15 protein-coding genes are annotated in these 16,718 nt (G+C 58.7%); 3 read left to right on the top strand and 12 right to left on the bottom strand.

Translation table 11 applies throughout. The annotated features are described in order from the left end of the window. Window positions 1-234: 234 nt before the first annotated feature. The 11 genes from DXB53_RS01940 to DXB53_RS01890 form a co-directional block, all read right to left on the bottom strand. Window positions 235-1,365 (bottom strand): DUF4179 domain-containing protein, encoded by a 1,131-nt coding sequence (locus DXB53_RS01940; RefSeq protein ID WP_117583100.1) that lies wholly within the window; start codon window positions 1,363-1,365, stop codon window positions 235-237. Then, the gene (locus DXB53_RS01935) at window positions 1,346-1,906 is read right to left on the bottom strand and encodes an RNA polymerase sigma factor (RefSeq protein WP_117583099.1); all 561 of its coding nucleotides are present in this window, start codon (window positions 1,904-1,906) and stop codon (window positions 1,346-1,348) included. The genes DXB53_RS01940 and DXB53_RS01935 overlap by 20 nt, the downstream gene beginning before the upstream one ends. Before the next feature lie 232 nt (window positions 1,907-2,138). After that, window positions 2,139-2,849 (bottom strand): metallophosphoesterase, encoded by a 711-nt coding sequence (locus DXB53_RS01930; protein ID WP_117583098.1) that lies wholly within the window; start codon window positions 2,847-2,849, stop codon window positions 2,139-2,141. Further along, a complete protein-coding gene (locus DXB53_RS01925) occupies window positions 2,846-4,765 on the bottom strand; it encodes a BMP family ABC transporter substrate-binding protein (RefSeq protein ID WP_117583097.1) in 1,920 nt (639 codons plus the stop codon). Before DXB53_RS01925 ends, DXB53_RS01930 begins: the two co-directional genes overlap by 4 nt. A gap of 94 nt (window positions 4,766-4,859) precedes the next feature. Next, window positions 4,860-5,627 carry a mechanosensitive ion channel family protein gene (locus tag DXB53_RS01920; protein ID WP_089572515.1) on the bottom strand — a complete coding sequence of 256 codons (768 nt, stop codon included), beginning with the start codon at window positions 5,625-5,627 and terminating at the stop codon, window positions 4,860-4,862. Window positions 5,628-5,819: 192 nt separating this feature from the next. Next, on the bottom strand, window positions 5,820-6,614 hold the full coding sequence (locus tag DXB53_RS01915) for an ABC transporter ATP-binding protein (RefSeq protein ID WP_022093887.1): 795 nt from the start codon (window positions 6,612-6,614) through the stop codon (window positions 5,820-5,822). Next, window positions 6,607-7,530: an ABC transporter permease gene (locus DXB53_RS01910; protein WP_117583096.1), complete on the bottom strand. Its 924-nt coding sequence runs from the start codon at window positions 7,528-7,530 to the stop codon at window positions 6,607-6,609. Before DXB53_RS01910 ends, DXB53_RS01915 begins: the two co-directional genes overlap by 8 nt. Window positions 7,531-7,734: 204 nt before the next feature. Next, the gene (locus DXB53_RS01905) at window positions 7,735-8,715 is read right to left on the bottom strand and encodes an ABC transporter substrate-binding protein (protein ID WP_117583095.1); all 981 of its coding nucleotides are present in this window, start codon (window positions 8,713-8,715) and stop codon (window positions 7,735-7,737) included. A gap of 160 nt (window positions 8,716-8,875) precedes the next feature. Beyond that, window positions 8,876-9,661 carry a hypothetical protein gene (locus tag DXB53_RS01900; protein WP_117583094.1) on the bottom strand — a complete coding sequence of 262 codons (786 nt, stop codon included), beginning with the start codon at window positions 9,659-9,661 and terminating at the stop codon, window positions 8,876-8,878. Between the two features lie 249 nt (window positions 9,662-9,910). Next, window positions 9,911-11,314, bottom strand: a complete 1,404-nt coding sequence (gene asnS, locus DXB53_RS01895; protein ID WP_117583093.1) for an asparagine--tRNA ligase — start codon at window positions 11,312-11,314, stop codon at window positions 9,911-9,913. A gap of 181 nt (window positions 11,315-11,495) precedes the next feature. Continuing rightward, window positions 11,496-12,059 (bottom strand): PTS glucose transporter subunit IIA, encoded by a 564-nt coding sequence (locus DXB53_RS01890; protein ID WP_117583092.1) that lies wholly within the window; start codon window positions 12,057-12,059, stop codon window positions 11,496-11,498. Window positions 12,060-12,305: 246 nt separating this feature from the next. On the opposite strand from DXB53_RS01890, the gene DXB53_RS01885 reads away from it, so the two are divergent. Further along, window positions 12,306-13,208, top strand: a complete 903-nt coding sequence (locus DXB53_RS01885) for an alpha/beta hydrolase (protein WP_117583091.1) — start codon at window positions 12,306-12,308, stop codon at window positions 13,206-13,208. A gap of 112 nt (window positions 13,209-13,320) precedes the next feature. On the opposite strand, the gene DXB53_RS01880 is transcribed toward DXB53_RS01885, so the two are convergent. Continuing rightward, a complete protein-coding gene (locus DXB53_RS01880; RefSeq protein ID WP_117583090.1) occupies window positions 13,321-13,971 on the bottom strand; it encodes a GntR family transcriptional regulator in 651 nt (216 codons plus the stop codon). Between the two features lie 255 nt (window positions 13,972-14,226). Here DXB53_RS01880 and DXB53_RS01875 point away from each other — a divergent pair, with 255 nt between their 5' ends. Together DXB53_RS01875 and DXB53_RS01870 are read left to right on the top strand one after the other, a co-directional pair. Continuing rightward, the gene (locus tag DXB53_RS01875; RefSeq protein ID WP_117583089.1) at window positions 14,227-15,003 is read left to right on the top strand and encodes a dimethylarginine dimethylaminohydrolase family protein; all 777 of its coding nucleotides are present in this window, start codon (window positions 14,227-14,229) and stop codon (window positions 15,001-15,003) included. Between the two features lie 109 nt (window positions 15,004-15,112). Next, window positions 15,113-16,576, top strand: a complete 1,464-nt coding sequence (locus DXB53_RS01870) for a basic amino acid/polyamine antiporter (protein ID WP_117583088.1) — start codon at window positions 15,113-15,115, stop codon at window positions 16,574-16,576. Window positions 16,577-16,718: the final 142 nt, after the last annotated feature.

Genomic DNA, 16,718 nt, shown 5'->3' with positions numbered 1-16,718 from the left:
AACAGCTAACCGATTATTTGGGCCCTACCTGTTACAGATTGAGACAAACCGTTGGGACAGGTCGGACGAGTCAGCAAAACCACCACAAAGGTGCCGGTCCCCTTCGTGGTGGTTTTTAGCGCAACGAGGTGTTCCCAGCCGACCATACGGGCGGCCTTGCGCTCACGCTGCTCGATGACAGCGCATCTTTAGACGCGAAGTGCGGAACCGGGTGCATATACGAGCCGCGTAGCGTTACGAATTCATGGGAATGACCGTATCGCCAATTTGTACGCTTGCAATCTTGTCTGTGTCACAAACTTGCGAGAACGGCCAGGTCTTGTGGACATCAGTGGTGCCGTTATCCAGTTTATTTGCGAAATAGCCGCTGTAGCTGGTTGCGTCCTCAACATGACCGTCTTTGAACGTCACGATGAGGGGTATGTTGCCAACGGCATCCATAGACTCCTCCATGTTTTGAGACATCTTGCCGCTGTTGTTGTCGTGTTCGATGGAACGATCTATGTTGTAGCGGACTGAAACGCCAACGCAGGATACGGTGGCCTCTTGAATCGTCGCCTTGGTGCCGTTAAAGTTGACCGATTTGGGCGCGGGAATCGTAACGGATGTATCTTCGTAATTCAGCTGGAACTTAAGATCCCATGGGCCCGTAAGTATTTTCTTATACTCGGGAAGCTCTTTGCCAGCACGTGGCACAACGAGAGAGTTGATATGCGTGCGGACGGTCCTGCCCATAAGGCCGGGTGATTCAACGCTGAACTGTGCAAAGTATTGAATGCTGGAGTCATTGGGGTTCTTGTCAATGAGCCATGATTGGCCTTGGCCGCCATGCTCGCCATCAACGTATACGTTTCCATCGACACTTCCGGCGATAGTTCCGTTCTCGCCCGGCTCGGAAAGCTTTTTCAGGGCAGCGGGATCGTCGAACGTAAGCGTATAGGCGATGGTAACCATATCCTTGTCGCCCATGATGGCGTCGGCGGTCACGGTGACTCCGTTGTTGGAGCAGCTAGCACCGACGGGCCGGCCAATACGGTCGATGATCTCGGTTTGAGAAGCAGGTCCGTCAAAGATGTCGGAAAGCATGTCAGAAGGAAGCGGCAGGACGCCTGTTGCCATAGCCGTGCCAGCGCCTCCAATGACGATAGCGAGGACTGCCGTTACAGCGGCAATGCGAGCGACTGTTCTTACGGGATGGCGGGCGATGCGCGGCTTGCGTCGCGTGCCATTAAAGTTGCTTTGAGCGGTCGCCGCATCGCTCGAGGCGACGGACTGAGCAATCGAGTTTGCCATGTGCTGCTTCGCATTATCGGTAAACGAAATGTGCTCCAGGGCGTGGCGATAGTCATTCGAATTCGTAGTCATTGTGGTCTCCTTTCAAGGAAAGCCGAAGTGACGCACGTCCGCGGCTAAGGTGCTGGGCGGTTGCAGCTGGCGTCGCGTGAACGGCGTCTGCGATTTCCCTGATGCTCATGCCTGCGTAGTAGTGCAAAAAGATGGCGATGCGCTGTGCTTGAGGCAGGGCCGTGACAGCGGAAAGAATGGCGCAGTCGCGTTGCGCGAATTCTTGCTCGGTATGTGTTACGGGTGCGCAGAAATCGGGGAGCGAATCGAGGTCGACAACCGGGTGATTCGCGTGCGTACGGCCGATATCGCGACATGCGTTCAGTGCGACTCGGATCACCCAAGCACGTTCGTGTTCGAGCGAGTCGAACGGTTGAGTGCGTTGGAGAATCTTGATCAGCGTGTCCTGGCAGATGTCTTGAGCGTCGTCAGCGGATCCAAGGGCCGAATAGCACAATCGAAGGATGAGGTCGGAATACGTGTCGACCAAGCGCTTTGCTTCCCGCTCGATCTGATCGGCATCGCATCGGAGCGTGCTATTGCGGTTACGGCGTGCAGGCATAGTGTCACCTCCAATTGGTCGTGGTGGATATAGGGAAGGCGTCTCGCGAGGTCCCTCTACATACAACACGGTCGAGACTGCATAAGTTGACAAAAAAAGACGGCACGTGAGCGCCGTCCTTACAAAACAATGAGTGTTCTCGTTAATTACACAAGCACCGTGATGGACAGGTCGGACGAGTCAGCAAAACCACCATAAAGGTGCCTATCCCCTTCGTGGTGGTTGTTGGCAGTTACCAGGGGGTTCTGGCGGTTGAAGACTCGATTGCTTCGTGGCGTTTGAGCTCGCGGCGCATGGTTTGCGAGTTGAGCCAGGCTGCCTGCCAGCCACGGATGGGGTAGCGCGCTTCATCCAGCTCAAACTGCGTATAGCCGCACGCGTTGATGATTGTTGTCCCGCATGCATGCTGGCGCTCACGCTGAAAGTCGCGACCATAGCATTGGTGCACATGCCCGTGCACCATGTAGTCGGCCCCCCAGGACTCAAGCGCTGTGTTAAAGCACTCAAACCCTCGATGCGGCAGGTCGTCCAGGTCGCCCATGCCTGCGACGGGTGCATGGGTAAGTAGAATATCGCATCCGTCTACCAGTGCGATTTTTCGCGATAGCTTGCGCATGCGTTTTGCCATCTCGCGCTCGGTATACATGTTCGCGCCGTCGCGGTAGCGCATGGAACCGCCCAGACCCGCAATGCGAATACCTCGGTACACATATACGCTGTCCTCAACACAAATGCACCCGCCCGGTGCATGGCGCGCGTAGCGGTCGTCGTGGTTGCCACGAACGTACACAAGCGGTTTGTTGATGACAGTGACCAAAAACTCAAGATAGTCCGGATCCAGGTCGCCTGCGGATAGAATCAGGTCAACGTCCTCAAAGCGCTCCTTGCGAAAACATTCCCACAGGCAGCGCTCCTCTACATCGGCAATGGCTAGGATATTCATAGGGCACGGACCTCCGGCTCGTTATCGAGCTGCGGAATCGAGCCTATAACGTTGTCAGCCAGCCAGTCCATCTCGACGATTTGCGTGCTCGGCAGCGGGGGAAAGCCCTCGATCTGCACCACGCCGTCTTGGCTATGGAGCTCGCCGCCAAATGGATTGATGGAGCCCTCGACGATGCCATTGCGGAGCAGCTGAACAAGCTTACGCGTCTGATAGGGCAGGCCCGGAGCGTAGCGAATGTCGATGACGCCCGAGCTCATACCATACCAGTAGTTGACGGCGCGAACCTGGCTGTTGTCACTGGTCTCATCCCAGGTGCCGTGCAGCAGACTTCGCACGATAAGCTCGTAGTATCGGCCCCAGTTCCATACCGGCATGGCGATGCCGGCGACCTTGCCATCGACCAGGCGGTGAAGTCCGTAGGCCGTAGGGTCTTCGAGCGACTTTGACATGTCAGCGCCGGTCATGACGCTCACGCCCTCGCGGCACATGGCCTCGGCAAGGCCTCCGGCGGGCACATCGCCCCAGGTCAGGATAATTTGCGCGCGGGGGTCGAGCAGCGAGGCGCCAATCGCAAAGGCGTTGATCTCGCTGAGCGCGCCCGAGGCGAAGACCGACGCGTGGTAGCCAATGCGGTGGTTGTCCGCCATGCTGGCGGCAAGGGCGCCCAGTAGGAACTTGGCCTCGTACATCTTTCCAAAGTACGAGCGGACGCTTTGGTGGGGAAGGCCGATTGAGCAGTTAAGGAACCGCACCTGGGGATACTCGACTGACGCCCTGAGCGTGTATTCCATGAGCCGGTGTGAGGTCGAGAAGATGACGTTCGCCCCGTGCTTTACGGCTGTCTCGACGGCGGCGTAGAACACGTCCGAATCGTGGCAGTCCTCGAACGCCTCGGTGCGCACGATGCCGCCAAAGTGCTCATCAAGATACCGGCGGCCCTGGTCGTGTAGGCTGTCCCAGCTCGACGTGGCACAGGGAAACTCGTGGATAAAGGCGATTCGCATGGGATTGGCAGTGGAGTAGACGGTCTTGCTCATAAAGAAGTTGAGCACGCCCGAGGTAGCTTTTGTCGGTGCGCCCTCTTTCTCGTTGGGCTGCGGCGCTTCGACAAGATCGACTTTGTCCTCGTCGCTTTTGCCGGCAATGACAAGCTCGCGCCAAATCTTGCACAGACGGTTGACGACGATATCCGTCGGCGTATCCAGCAGACGGTCCTGGTTGTAGACGTTGAGGTAGACGAGCATGGCATCGGCAGGCGTAATGTCCAAGTGGTCGCCGCCCGCGCGAAGATAGGCGCGCTTAAAGAGCAGGAAGGTGTGACGTAGGTAGTCGACCTTCTTTTGAGGCCATTTTTCGACAAGATCTTGGCCGAGCATTTTGGCAAGCATCTCGTAGCCGCCCTCGCGCGAAAACTCAATCTCGTACAGGGGGCATACGTACCAAAAGGCGCAAAACTCACCGTACAGGCGGCTCTCGACGGAATCCCACTTACCGGGGTACAGACGCGTCACCTTGGCCGAAACCGTCGGAGCGTCAAGGAATTTGAGGACGCTGACACGCTTGTTGCCCTCTTGGACGTAAAAGCGGTGCATGAACTCGGTGACGATGATGGGGTCGCGGTAGCCCTCGGAGATTTGGATATCGTAGAGGTTGGACCATTTGCGGGCGAATTCGGTATTCCAGGGGAGCAGCGGCATAAAGTTACACGAAAAGGCGGACTGGCGACCTTTGGTAACCGTGCCGACGACCATTTCGAGCGGAATGTCCCGCAGGCCGATGTTCTCGCGCTGCCCGCAGGGAAGCTGGGCGACCAAGCTGTCGAGGTCCGTAAGATATGGATGCTCGCTTTGGCTGATGGCGCGACGGCGTCCCTGTTCGCCGCGCTTGCGCGCTTGACGATAGGCCTCTTCCATGGTGTCTACTCCCTTAGTCGTTTAAACAACGATATGAACCATGGTACCACGATGCGAAACCACCACAATGGTGCCTGTCCCCTTTGCGGTGGTTTTAGGCGATGATGGGGGCGATGGCGCGGATGCAAGCGTCGGCTGCCGTGAAAGTGGTGCTGTCGTCGCTGACGATAAAGATGATTTTGCCCTTGACGCCAAAGTCGCCGATCTCGCTAAAGAGCACGTAGGGCTCCTTGTCAAAGCCAGAGATGGGAAGCACCGCGGCCTTGGTGGCGTCGGTAAGCTCATCTGCCAGCGCGTCCAACGAGGCCCACTTGGACGTGTCCTTTACGGCAACGGGCACGGCAACGCGCCCAAAGGGCATGAGGTGCACGAGCGTGTTCTTGGAGATATTTGAGTTGGGGACGATGATGGTCTGCCCGCAGGCGTCCTCGATGGTCGTATGGCGCCAGGTGATATCTTGGACCACGCCCGTCACGCCGCCGACCTCGATATTGTCGCCGGGTTTGATGATGCCCATAAAGGTCACCTGCATGCCACCGATAAGGTTTGACAGCGTGTCCTGAAAGCCGAGCGAGATGGCGATGCCGCCGACGCCAAGAGCGGCGACGAGGGCGTTTGCATTAATGCCAAAGCAGTTGTCGAGGATAAAGCTGCCGCCGATCATCCAAATGACGGCGCGCGCGATGTTGATGAAGATGCTTGATGAAGGGAGTGGGTTATCGTCGCGGTTGAGCAGGTGGTACAGGGTCTTGGACGCGACCTTGGCGGCAACGGCGGTGCCGATGGCCAAGATACCTGCCCAGATAATGTTGTGGACCCATCGTTGTGCAAAGAAATGAAGAATCGGCTCAAACAATTCCATGTAGAGAAACCTCCTAATGATCGTCCAACCATGATACCCATCAAGAAGCCCGTCCGATCAAATTCGGACGGGCTTCTGTGCTCGATATGGGGGTTAGCGAAAACCGCCGCAAGGGCGTCTGTCCCTTTGCGGCGGTTTTGACGTTTGCGCAGATAAAACCTGCCAAAATAAACCTGTCCCTTTTTGGTAGGTTTAGCTTAGCAGCATGCGGTCGTTGGCGAGCTCGCCGCCCGAGACCTCCTCGAACTTCTGCAGTAGGTCGGCGACGGTGAGCGACTTTTTCTCGTCGCCTGCCACATCGTAGATCACGTGGCCCTCGTGCATCATGATCAGACGGTTGCCCAGACGGATGGCGTCGTTCATGTTGTGTGTGACCATGAGTGTGGTCAAGTGGTTCTCGTCGACGATCTCCTCGGTCAGGTTGAGTACCTTCGATGCCGTCTTGGGGTCGAGGGCCGCCGTGTGCTCGTCGAGCAGCAGCAGGCGCGGCTTGGTGAGCGTGGCCATGAGCAAGGTGAGTGCCTGGCGCTGGCCGCCCGAGAGCAGACCGACCTTGGCGTTGAGGCGCGTGTCCAGACCGAGGTCCAGGCGCTTGAGCAGTTCAACGTACTCGTCCTTCTCGGCCTTGGTGACGCCCCACGAAAGACCGCGACGCTGGCCGCGGCGCTTGGCGAGGGCCAAGTTCTCGGCAATCTGCATGTCGGCTGCGGTGCCGCGCATGGGGTCCTGGAACACGCGGCCCAGGTACTTGGCGCGCTGCGACTCGCTCAGACGCGAGATGTCGGTGCCGTCGAGCTCGATAACGCCCGAATCGAGCGGATATACGCCGGCGATCATGTTGAGCAGCGTGGATTTGCCGGCGCCGTTACCGCCGATCACGGTTACAAAGTCGCCGTCGTTGAGGGTAAGGTCGACGCCGGTAAGAGCGCGCTTCTCGGTGACGGTGCCCTTGTTAAAGGTCTTCTTGACGTGTGAGAGCTTAAGCATCTACTTCATCCCCCTTCGTGTAGGAGCTGCGGAGCTTATAGCGCTCCCAAACCACGGGCACGCACAGGGCCACGGCGACGATTACGGCGGAGAGCAGCTTCATGTCGTTGGCGTCCATGCCCAACTGCAGCACGATGGCGCGGATAAGGAAGTACACCACGGAGCCAAAGATGGCGGAGGCAAGACGGACACTAAACTGAGTGAGACCGCCGGGCAGCAGGCGGCCGAGCACCTCGCCGATAACAATGGCAGCAAGACCGATAACGATGGCACCGGTGCCCATACCAATGTCGGCGTACTTCTGGCTCTGGCAGATGAGCGCGCCCGAAAGGCCGATGAGGGCGTTGGAGAGCACGAGGGCGATCATCTTGGTGGAGTTGGTGTTGACGCCCAGGGCGCGGATCATGTACTCGTTGTTGCCGGTGGCGCGTAGTGCCGAGCCGATCTCGGTGCCAAAGAACCAATACAGGATGGCAACGATAGCCACAGCGAGCAAGATGCCCAGGATGATGGCGACGGTGGACTGCGGCAGGCCCGTCATGTTGCTGACAGACGAGAAGATGGTGCCCTTGGCAAGGATGGGCGTATTGGATTTGCCCATGATGCGCAGGTTGATGGACCACAGGCTGATCTGGGTGAGGATTCCGGCGAGGATCGCGGGAATCTCAAAGACGGTGGTCAAAATGCCCGTGATGGCGCCCGCGATGGCACCGGCACACATGCCGGCCAAAACAGCGAGCAGCGGGTCGACATTATCATTGACGATGAGTACGGCGCAGACACAGCCGCCGAGGGCAAAGCTGCCGTCGCAGGTCATATCGGGGATGTCGAGCAGGCGGAACGTGATAAACACGCCAAGCACCATAATGCCCCAGAGGACGCCCTGCGAAACGGCGCCCTGCAATGCAATGAGCATGCTTCATACCTCCTAGGATAGGGTGGACACGTGATTTTCCATAATAGCGGTACCAATGCATAAAAGAGCTGCGGACGGATGTTTTGTCTCATCCGAAACAAGCAGGGCGAACGCCGGTCTTTAGCGTTCGCCCCAAGGACTCAGATATTGAATAACGCGGCTGTGGCGCGCGTGCGGGCCCTAGACGCGTTACCGCGCATGGTGCTACTCGTCCAGAGCGGAAAGGTCGATACCCAGAGCCTCGGCCATCTCGTCGTTCTTGACGACGACCAGGTCCTTGCTCGAGAGGTGCTTGATCGGCATATCCTCGGGCTTGGCCTCGCCCTTCAGGATCTTAACGGCCATCTCGCCTGCGGCGTAGCCCAGGTCCTTATAGTTGATGGAGAGGGTGAACAGGCCGCCGGCCATGCACATACCCTCCTCGCCGGTCACGAAGGGGAGCTTATTCTCCTTGCAGATCTGGCCGACCTGCGAAGCGCCCGCGGCGATGGTGTTGTCAGTGGGGGAGTACAGCGCGTCGACCTTGCCCACGGCAGACTCGACGACGGACTGAATCTCGTTGGAGCTCGAGACGGTGAAATCGGTGTACTCGAGGCCCAGCTTGTTGAGCTCCTTCTTGGCGGCTTTGATCTGGACGTCGGAGTTGGACTCGGCGGTGCAGTAGAGCAGGCCGACCTTTTTAACGTCGGGCAGGACCTTCTGCATCATCTCGAGCTGCTCGGCGACTGGGGTGAGGTCGGAAGCGCCCGTGACGTTGGTGCCGGGCTTGTCGTTGTCCTGGACCAGGCCGGAGGCGGCGTAGTCGGTGATGGCACAGCCCACGATGGGGATATCGGCCGTGGCGCCGGCGGCAGCCTGCGCGGCGGGCGTGGCGATGGCATAAATCAGGTTGACGTTGTCGCCCACAAACTTGTCGGCAATGGACTTACACGTGGACTGGTCGTTCTGGGCGTTCTTCTGGTCGATCTTGACCTTAAGGCCGCTCTCCTTGATGGCCTTGACAAAGCCGTCGTTGGCGGCATCGAGTGCGGAGTGCTCGGTGAGTTGCAGAACGCCGATGGTGTAGTCGGAACCGGCGGCAGCAGAGCCGGAACCAGAGTTGCCGCCGCATCCGGCGAGCGGGGCGAGCGCGAGCAGACCGGCGGAGACCAGAAGGCTCCTGCGGCTGATGGTGATGTCCTTCATATCATTACCCCCAGTATAAAAATGGCTGGAAACACTGCACTGGGACAAAGTGCAAGTGGAACTATAGTAGCGCTGATGTCCATTTTTACAACAGCCTGGCGGGTTTTTTAATACAGAATCGGATGGGCGGTACGGGTAGTCGAATGGGCGGCGGAGGGTCTTATGCGGCGGAGGAGGCATCGTCCTCGTCCAGGGCGGCGAAGAGCTTCTTGCCGTCGAGGAGACGTGTGGTGACGTTTCTCATTCGGCCGATCTCTACGGTACGCAACGTGTCATCGGCGCCTCGCGCGTCATAGACCGTTCCCAGCAAATACGAGATGCCGTCTCGTTGCTTGATGGCAAAGGGACGGAGTGTCATCCGTGCCACTTCGACCTCTCCGCGTGCCGTGACACTCGAAATATCAAAACTCACCGTGGTTCCGTGGTCGATGGCCTGCTCGATGAGCTCGCAGGCATCGATGCGCTTGACGGGCGTGCGTGTGGCCTTGGTGGATTTGCCGCCTGCGCTTGGAGCAGGCTCGGGTGCATCGAGGTAGCCGCGAACGTCGGCACTCGCCATGGCGACCAGGTGCTGCGCCATGCTTTTTCGAATGGCGATGGGCGTAGAGCGGTTGCGCATGACCATGCCGTGGAGTCGGATGATCTCTTCGTCGGTGAGCGGACGGGTCAAGAGCCGATACCCCACGCCGCGCTTGTACTCAATTTCGTATCCGGCATGGCGAAGTGCGGAGATGGCGGTGTAGATGCTGCGCCGCGCCGCCGAGATGGGCATGCGGGCGGGGTCGCCGGGATGGGCGAGGCGCCGGATCAACTCATCGGAAAGCATGGCCTTGTCCTCACCGGTGTTTTCGCTTAATAGTTGCAGGATGCGAACGGCGCGATAGGCTGCCATCGAGGCGGCGCCCCTCGTCGTGGTCTCGTAAGTTTCAACAGCGGTTTCGGTCATGGCGCCCACGTCCTTTCCGTTTTGGGTGGCGACGGTATGGAGCCTAGGACGCGGGGCTTTCCCAGGGGTGCAGGACGCCCTGGGCGGTCGGTAGCCGTCGGCAAGCGGCGGGTCGAGTTTTCAACAGCCCTGCCCAACTGACCAAAAACTTGCCAAAAGCTTGACGGATGCTGTTGAAAAAAGCGCCCCTCGGCTTGCCGAGAGGCGCTGGCGTGATGCGCTGGAACGCGTTTGGTGGCGCTGTGGCGATTAGAAGTCGGCGTTGCCCACGGTGCGCGGGTGCGGCAGGACGTCGCGGATGTTGCCCACGCCGGTCAGATACATGACCAAGCGCTCGAAGCCCAGACCGTAGCCGGCGTGCTTGCAGGAACCGTAGCGGCGCAGGTCAAGGTAGTACTTGTACTGCTCGGGATTCATGCCCAGGTCCTTGATGCGGGCCTCGAGCAGATCCAGGCGCTCCTCGCGCTGGGAGCCGCCGATAATCTCGCCGATACCGGGAACCAGACAGTCGGCGGCGGCGACGGTCTTGCCGTCCTCGTTCATGCGCATGTAGAAGGCCTTGATCTCGGCCGGGTAGTCGGTTACGAAGGTCGGGCGCTTAAAGTGCTCCTCGGTCAGGAAGCGCTCGTGCTCGGTCTGCAGGTCGATGCCCCAGCTCACGGGATAGTCAAACTTGTGACCGGCGGCGACTGCCTGCTCCAGGATCTCGACGGCCTCGGTGTAGGTAACGCGGGCAAAGTCGGAGTTTGCCACGTGGTCCAGGCGCTCGATCAGGCCCTTGTCCACAAACTTGTTGAGCATGTTGAGCTCGTCGGGGCAGGTAGCCATAACGTCCTTAAGGACGTACTTGAGCATGGCCTCGGCGTTATCCATGTAGTCGTTCAGGTCGGCAAAGGCCATCTCGGGCTCGATCATCCAAAACTCGGCGGCGTGGCGCGTGGTGTTGGAGTTTTCGGCGCGGAAGGTGGGGCCAAAGGTGTACACGTCGCCAAAGGCCATGGCAAAGTTCTCGGCATTGAGTTGGCCGGACACGGTGAGGCTCGCATGCTTGCCAAAGAAGTCCTGGCTCCAGTCGACCTCGCCGGACTCGGTGAGGGGCGGATTTTTGGGGTCGAGCGTGGTTACGCGGAACATCTCGCCGGCGCCCTCGCAGTCACTCGTGGTGATGATGGGGGTGTTGACGTAGACAAAGCCCTGCTCCTGGAAGAAGCGGTGGATGGCGGCAGCCGCGACAGAGCGGATGCGGAACACGGCGCGGAACAGGTTGGTGCGCGGACGCAGGTGCTGTTGGGTGCGCAGGAACTCGACGGTTGCGCGCTTCTTCTGCAGCGGGTAATCCGGGGCGCTGACGCCCTCGACCTCGATGGAGGTGGCAGAAAGCTCGAAAGGTTGGGGCGCATCGGGGGTCAGCTTGACGGTGCCGGTGCAAATGAGTGCGGCCGAGACGTTTTGATGGGCGATCTCGTCGTAGTTGTCGAGTGCCTCGCGGTTCATGACGACTTGCAGGTCGCGGAAGCAGCTGCCGTCGTTGAGCGTGACAAAGCCAAAGTTCTTCATGTCGCGGACGGACTTGACCCAGCCGGCGACGGTGACGGTCTGGCCGCCGAGCGACTCGGCGTGCGTATAGAGCTGCGCGATTTTGGTGCGGTTCACGTATCCTCCCATAACGGTTGAATGATAGTTATCCATACAGTTCGATATTCTAGCAGCTCGGCTCATTTGGGCTATACAGATAAGGCATTGGCGGGATGGTTTTTCAAACGAAAAGCGCCCGCGGCCAAATGGTCGCGGGCGCTTGACGAGGTGCCTTTTGGCTGTGTGGCGCGGGGCCTGGCTACTTGGTCTTGGCAACCAGCAGCGGATCGCCAAGCTTGACGAGCGGATTGCCGCCGATAAGCGTGCCAGACTCGCCGACGTGGTCGATGCTCTTGAGGCGGTCGAGCTCAGAGATGATGACGGTCACGATGTCCTCGTGACCGGCGGCCTTAATAGCGTCGCGGTCGAAGCTGATGAGCGGCTGGCCGGCCTTGACCGTGTCGCCCATCTCGACAAAGCGGGCAAAACCCTTGCCGTTCATTTCCACGGTGCCCAGGCCAACATGGATGAACACGCGAAGACCGTCCTCGGTGATCATGCCGATGGAGTGGTTGGTGACGGTGGTGGCGCCGATACGGCCGTTAGCGGGGGCGTAAATGGTGCCGGTAATGGGCTCGATGCCGTAGCCCTGGCCGAGCATGCCCGAGGCGATGGTCTCGTCGGGAACCTCACTCAGATTGACGAGCACGCCGTTGACAGGAGCGTAGATGACGCCTTCGCGGGTGGCGAAGCTTGCTGCGGGCGGAACGGACGCCTCGCCCGACGAAGTGAACGTGGACTTGAGCGAATCGAGCAGACCCATAGATGCCTCCAACGTATCAGGCGCGCATGTTGCACGCGTGTGGTTTGCCGGAAACGTTTCGTACGTGTTTCCCAGCACGGTCAGCGCTCCTATTTTACGCTGTCCAACGATACCTCTGAACAGCGATTTTGTGATATATCAGTTGAAGGCCAACTTATTGCGGGGGTGTTTCTGCGCCGCGGGCTCAAGTGGGGTACGCTAAGGTGCGAAAAACGAGTGCGCACGAATCGCACGGAGGGAGCACCTATGATTATTGAGAACCATGCGCTGTGGGGCGAGGAGCCGACCGAGGATTATCCGGCGACGTTTACGTATCTGGGTGCCGAGCCGCTGCCCGACAAGCCCAATGGCCGCCGCCCCGCGGTGATTATCTGCGGCGGAGGTGCGTTTACGCATATCGCTCCGCATGAGCAGGATCCCGTGGCGTTTGCGTTTTTGGATCACGGTTACCAGGCCTTTGTGCTCAACTATGTGACGAGCGGCACGGGTGACGTAAGTTTTCCGCACCCGCAGGCAGATCTTGCCAAGATGGTCGCCACGGTGCGTGCGAATGCCGACGAGTGGCATGTCGATCCCAAGCGCGTGTGCGTCGTGGGCTTTTCTGCGGGCGGTATGATCTGCGCCTCGCTGGCAACACAATGGAAGGCTGGTCCCTTCGCGGGCCTGGCAGGGGCGCGTCCGGACGACATTCGTCCCGATGCCGTAGTGCTGGGCTATCCGCTGCTCGACTTTGCCTATGTGCGCGACATGCAGACGCGCGACCCGCGCATCGACCTGCGCGTGCCCAAGACGGGTGGCAAGACGGGGCGCGATCTGCTCAACGACTACCTGTCGATGGTGACGGGTGGCGAGGCAACTGACGAGCATTTGGCCGATATCTGCCCCACCACACATGTTTCGCGTCAGATGCCGCCAACCTTTGTGTGGGGCGTGTCCGACGACAAGACGGCGCCGATCGCACAGGTCTACCCGTTTGCCCAGCGCATGGCCGAGGAGGGCGTCGTATGCGAGATGCACGTCTTTGACCAAGGTGGTCACGGCCTTTCGCTCGGCAACGCCAATACCGCGGTCGATAACGAGGACAAGCAGGTGGCGGTCCGTCCATGGATTCGCCTAGCCTTCCGCTTCCTGGAGCGCCACGGTTTCTAGACCGCGCAGCACGAGAGTGGATAATCTCCCATTTTTGGTCTGCTTTTCGACAAAAACGGGGGATTATCCACTCTCGTGAGATGGGCGTCTGATAGCTTTCCTTGTTGTATTTCTACCAAACGGTGAACTGGGCGTTTTCCGTGTTCCAATGGACATCGCGAACGTAGTCGCGCACGCCCGTCGCGTCTCGTGCTTCGAACAACTCAAGAATATGAGCATGTTCGTTGTTGGCTTTATTGAGCAGTTTGCAAGCCGTCTCTTGGTCAACAGTCTCGTAATCGCGCTTGATAAAGCAACGCTCGAGCTGCGAGATCATATCGCGCAGACGGTCGTTGCCACAGCGGTTGAAGTACGTAAGGTGAAAGTCTCGCTGAATGTCGTCATACTTACGGATGAGACCGCCTTGGATCGCGAGGTCCATGGAGCCGACGAGAAATTTCAGCTGCGTAATATCGTCGTCAGTTAGATTCGGACAGGCGAGATATGCGGCCTGCCCGTCGAGCGGCCCCATAATCTCAAAGACTTCAACGGCGTTTTGCTGATCGAACCCACGGACGCGGAATCCGCGGCGGGGGAGATTGTCCAGATAGCCGTCGCTTGCGAGCTGGATGAGCGCTTCGCGGACCGGCGTGCGCGACACGCCCATGGCATCGCAGATCGCCTGCTCGCTCAGCCGGTCGCCGGCCGAAAGCTCGCCGGCGTCAATACGGCTCGAAATATAGTCGTATACGTGGTCCTTCAGGGGCTTTCTGAGCGTTTCCATGAGCCTATGTTCCTTAACGGTATATTTCTAAAAGCAAATACGTTTCACTTGAATAGCTCAGTTGAATTATAGAACGACCAGCTAAATCATGCTACTTTGCGCCGATACGTAAGAATACGCTTACCGAAGAATACCTACCGTTCAGGATTGTATACAATATACAAAACAGGAAAACCGCCCTAAGATAAAGCCATCGAAAGGAAGGCGGGCGCGAAGAAGTCCCGCTCTCTGCTAAGAGATCCAAGGAGGATCATCATGACCAAGTTCAGCCACGTCATCATCCGCCGCCCCGGCAAGTCCCTGAGCAATGGCATCACGAGTGCCCCCGAGCTTGGCCAGCCCATCTACGAGCGCGCCATCGAGGAGCACTACGATTATGAGCATGCGCTCGAGCAGTGCGGCGTTGACGTGTCGGTGCTGCCGGCACTCGAGCAGTATCCCGACAGCTGCTTCGTCGAAGATCCGGCCGTTATCACTCGCTGCGGCGCCATCATTACCAACCCCGGCGCCGATAGCCGCAACGGCGAGAAGGACGAGATTGAGCCGGCCGTCCGTCGCTTCTTTGACGACGAGCATGTCAAGCACATCGTTTCTCCGGGCACGCTTGACGGCGGCGACGTCATGATGGTCGGTGACCATTTCTACGTCGGTCGCTCCGCTCGTACCAACGAAGAGGGCATTCGCCAGTTCTGTGAGATTCTCGAGGGCTGGGGCCTCGAGGGTTCTGAGGTTCCGCTGGAGGAGGTCCTGCACCTCAAGACGGGCGTCAACTACATCGAGGACAACAACATGCTCGTCTCTGGTGAGTTCATCGATAAGCCTGACTTTGCCCAGTACAACAAGATCGTCGTGCCCGAGGACGAGGCGTACGGCGCCAACTGCATCTGGGTCAACGGTACGGTCATCGTTGCCGAGGGCTATCCGACTGTGCTCAAGGCCGTGCAGGATCTGGGCTACAAGACACTCGTCGTCGACACCTCCGAGTATCGCAAGGTCGACGGCGGCCTTTCTTGCCTGTCGCTGCGCTTCTAACGCGATAGCTGTAACAGTCTGATGATCGCTTGACCGATGGCCCGGCACCCGATTCGGGACGTCCGGGCCATCTTTCGTTCGATCACATGATGAAGGGGGTGCACATACAATGGCCTCTAAAACTTCTAACGACGAGATTATCGACCCCAATGGTCTGGATCTCTTCCGTCTGACCATGATGGTCATCACTGCGAGCATCTGCGGCGGTATCTTTTCTCTTGCCGGCGATATGGCGGCAGGCGGAGCCAATACCGGTGCGGTTATCGTCTCGTGGGGAATTTGCTTTATTGGCGTCTTTGCGTTGATGATGGTGTTCAACGGTTTGTCTCAAGCCCGTCCCGACCTGACCGGTGGCATCTATGCATACGCTGCGGCCGGTTTTGGCGATTACATTGGATTCAACTCCGCCTGGGGCTACTGGATCAGCGCATGCCTTTCCAACGTGAGCTTTGCACTTTTGCTGTTTAGCGCGCTGGGCTATTTCTTCCCTGCGTTTGGCGCGGGCAACAACCTGCTTTCTATCGTCTGCGCCAGCGTGTTTTTGTGGTTCCTTACCGCCCTTGTGCTTCGTGGCGTTAAGGAGGCTGCGGGCATTAACACGATTGTCACCTTGGCGAAGCTGGTGCCGCTGGGACTCTTTGTGCTGAGCATTGTGCTCCTGGGCAAGTTCAACGTCGATATCTTTATGGACAACTTCTGGGGAGAGCCGGCTGGTCCTGGCTTTGGCGAGCAGGTTGTCTCGACCATGATTGCCCTTGTCTGGGTCTTCACGGGCATCGAGGGCGCCGTTGTCATCTCGGGCCGCGCAAAGTACGTGCGTGACGTCGGTCGCTCGACGGCGCTCGGATTTGCGGCGGTCTTTGTCCTGTATTTGATTATTTCTATGCTGTCGCTCGGCATTATGCCGCGAGAGGAGATGGCACAGCTTGCAACGCCCTCCATGGCGGGAATTCTCGAGTGCGCAATCGGTCCGGTTGGTGCTGCCATCGTAAACCTTGGCGTTATCCTTTCGTTGGTCGGCGCGCTGCTGGGCTATGTCATCATTGCGTCCGAGACGCCGTTCGAGGCGGCGCGCCAGGGATCCTTCCCGCTGGCGTTTGCCAAGACGAACAAGCACGACGCCCCGGTGGTAACGGTTCTCGTGAGCTCCGGCATTACGCAGCTCTTCTTGATCGTGTCGTATGTGGCGGCGAGCACCTACCAGTTCTTCTATAGCTGCGCAGTCAACACGATTCTGGTTCCGTATGTCTGCTCGGCTGCCTATTACATGGTGATTGGCTGGAAGAACGAGCATCTGGACGGGCCGCATGCGCCCAGCGTCGGCAAAGCCCGCTTCTTCGGTACGCTCGGCTTCATCTACACATTGTTCCTGGTGTGGTCGACGGGTCTTCAGGGCGTTATGATCACGACGATTCTTTTTGCTCCGGCCATTCCCGTTTATATGCTGGGCGAGCGAGGCCGCGGTAAACCGGTGCTTCCGCATCTGCACGACAAGCTGATCGCAGCGGTGGTCATTGTCGTGGCAATCATTTCGCTGTATCTGCACTTTGCCGGCATTGCGCCGATAGTCTAAGACTGCGGCAAGCTTCATCGCTTGGTAAGCCGACGGAGGCATCGCGTGCCGGTGCCGTTCGGTAATCCATAACTGACGTGGGCCTCTGTAACGTGCCTTTGTGAGCGCCCACCAAGCCCGCGCAGGTGACATTTGTTGCCAG

It is taken from the genome of Collinsella sp. OM04-5, from assembly GCF_003439125.1.
In the GTDB taxonomy this organism is placed as follows: domain Bacteria; phylum Actinomycetota; class Coriobacteriia; order Coriobacteriales; family Coriobacteriaceae; genus Collinsella.
The sequence above is the reverse complement of the archived record's forward strand: the minus strand, read 5'-3'. Positions and strand labels throughout refer to the sequence as shown.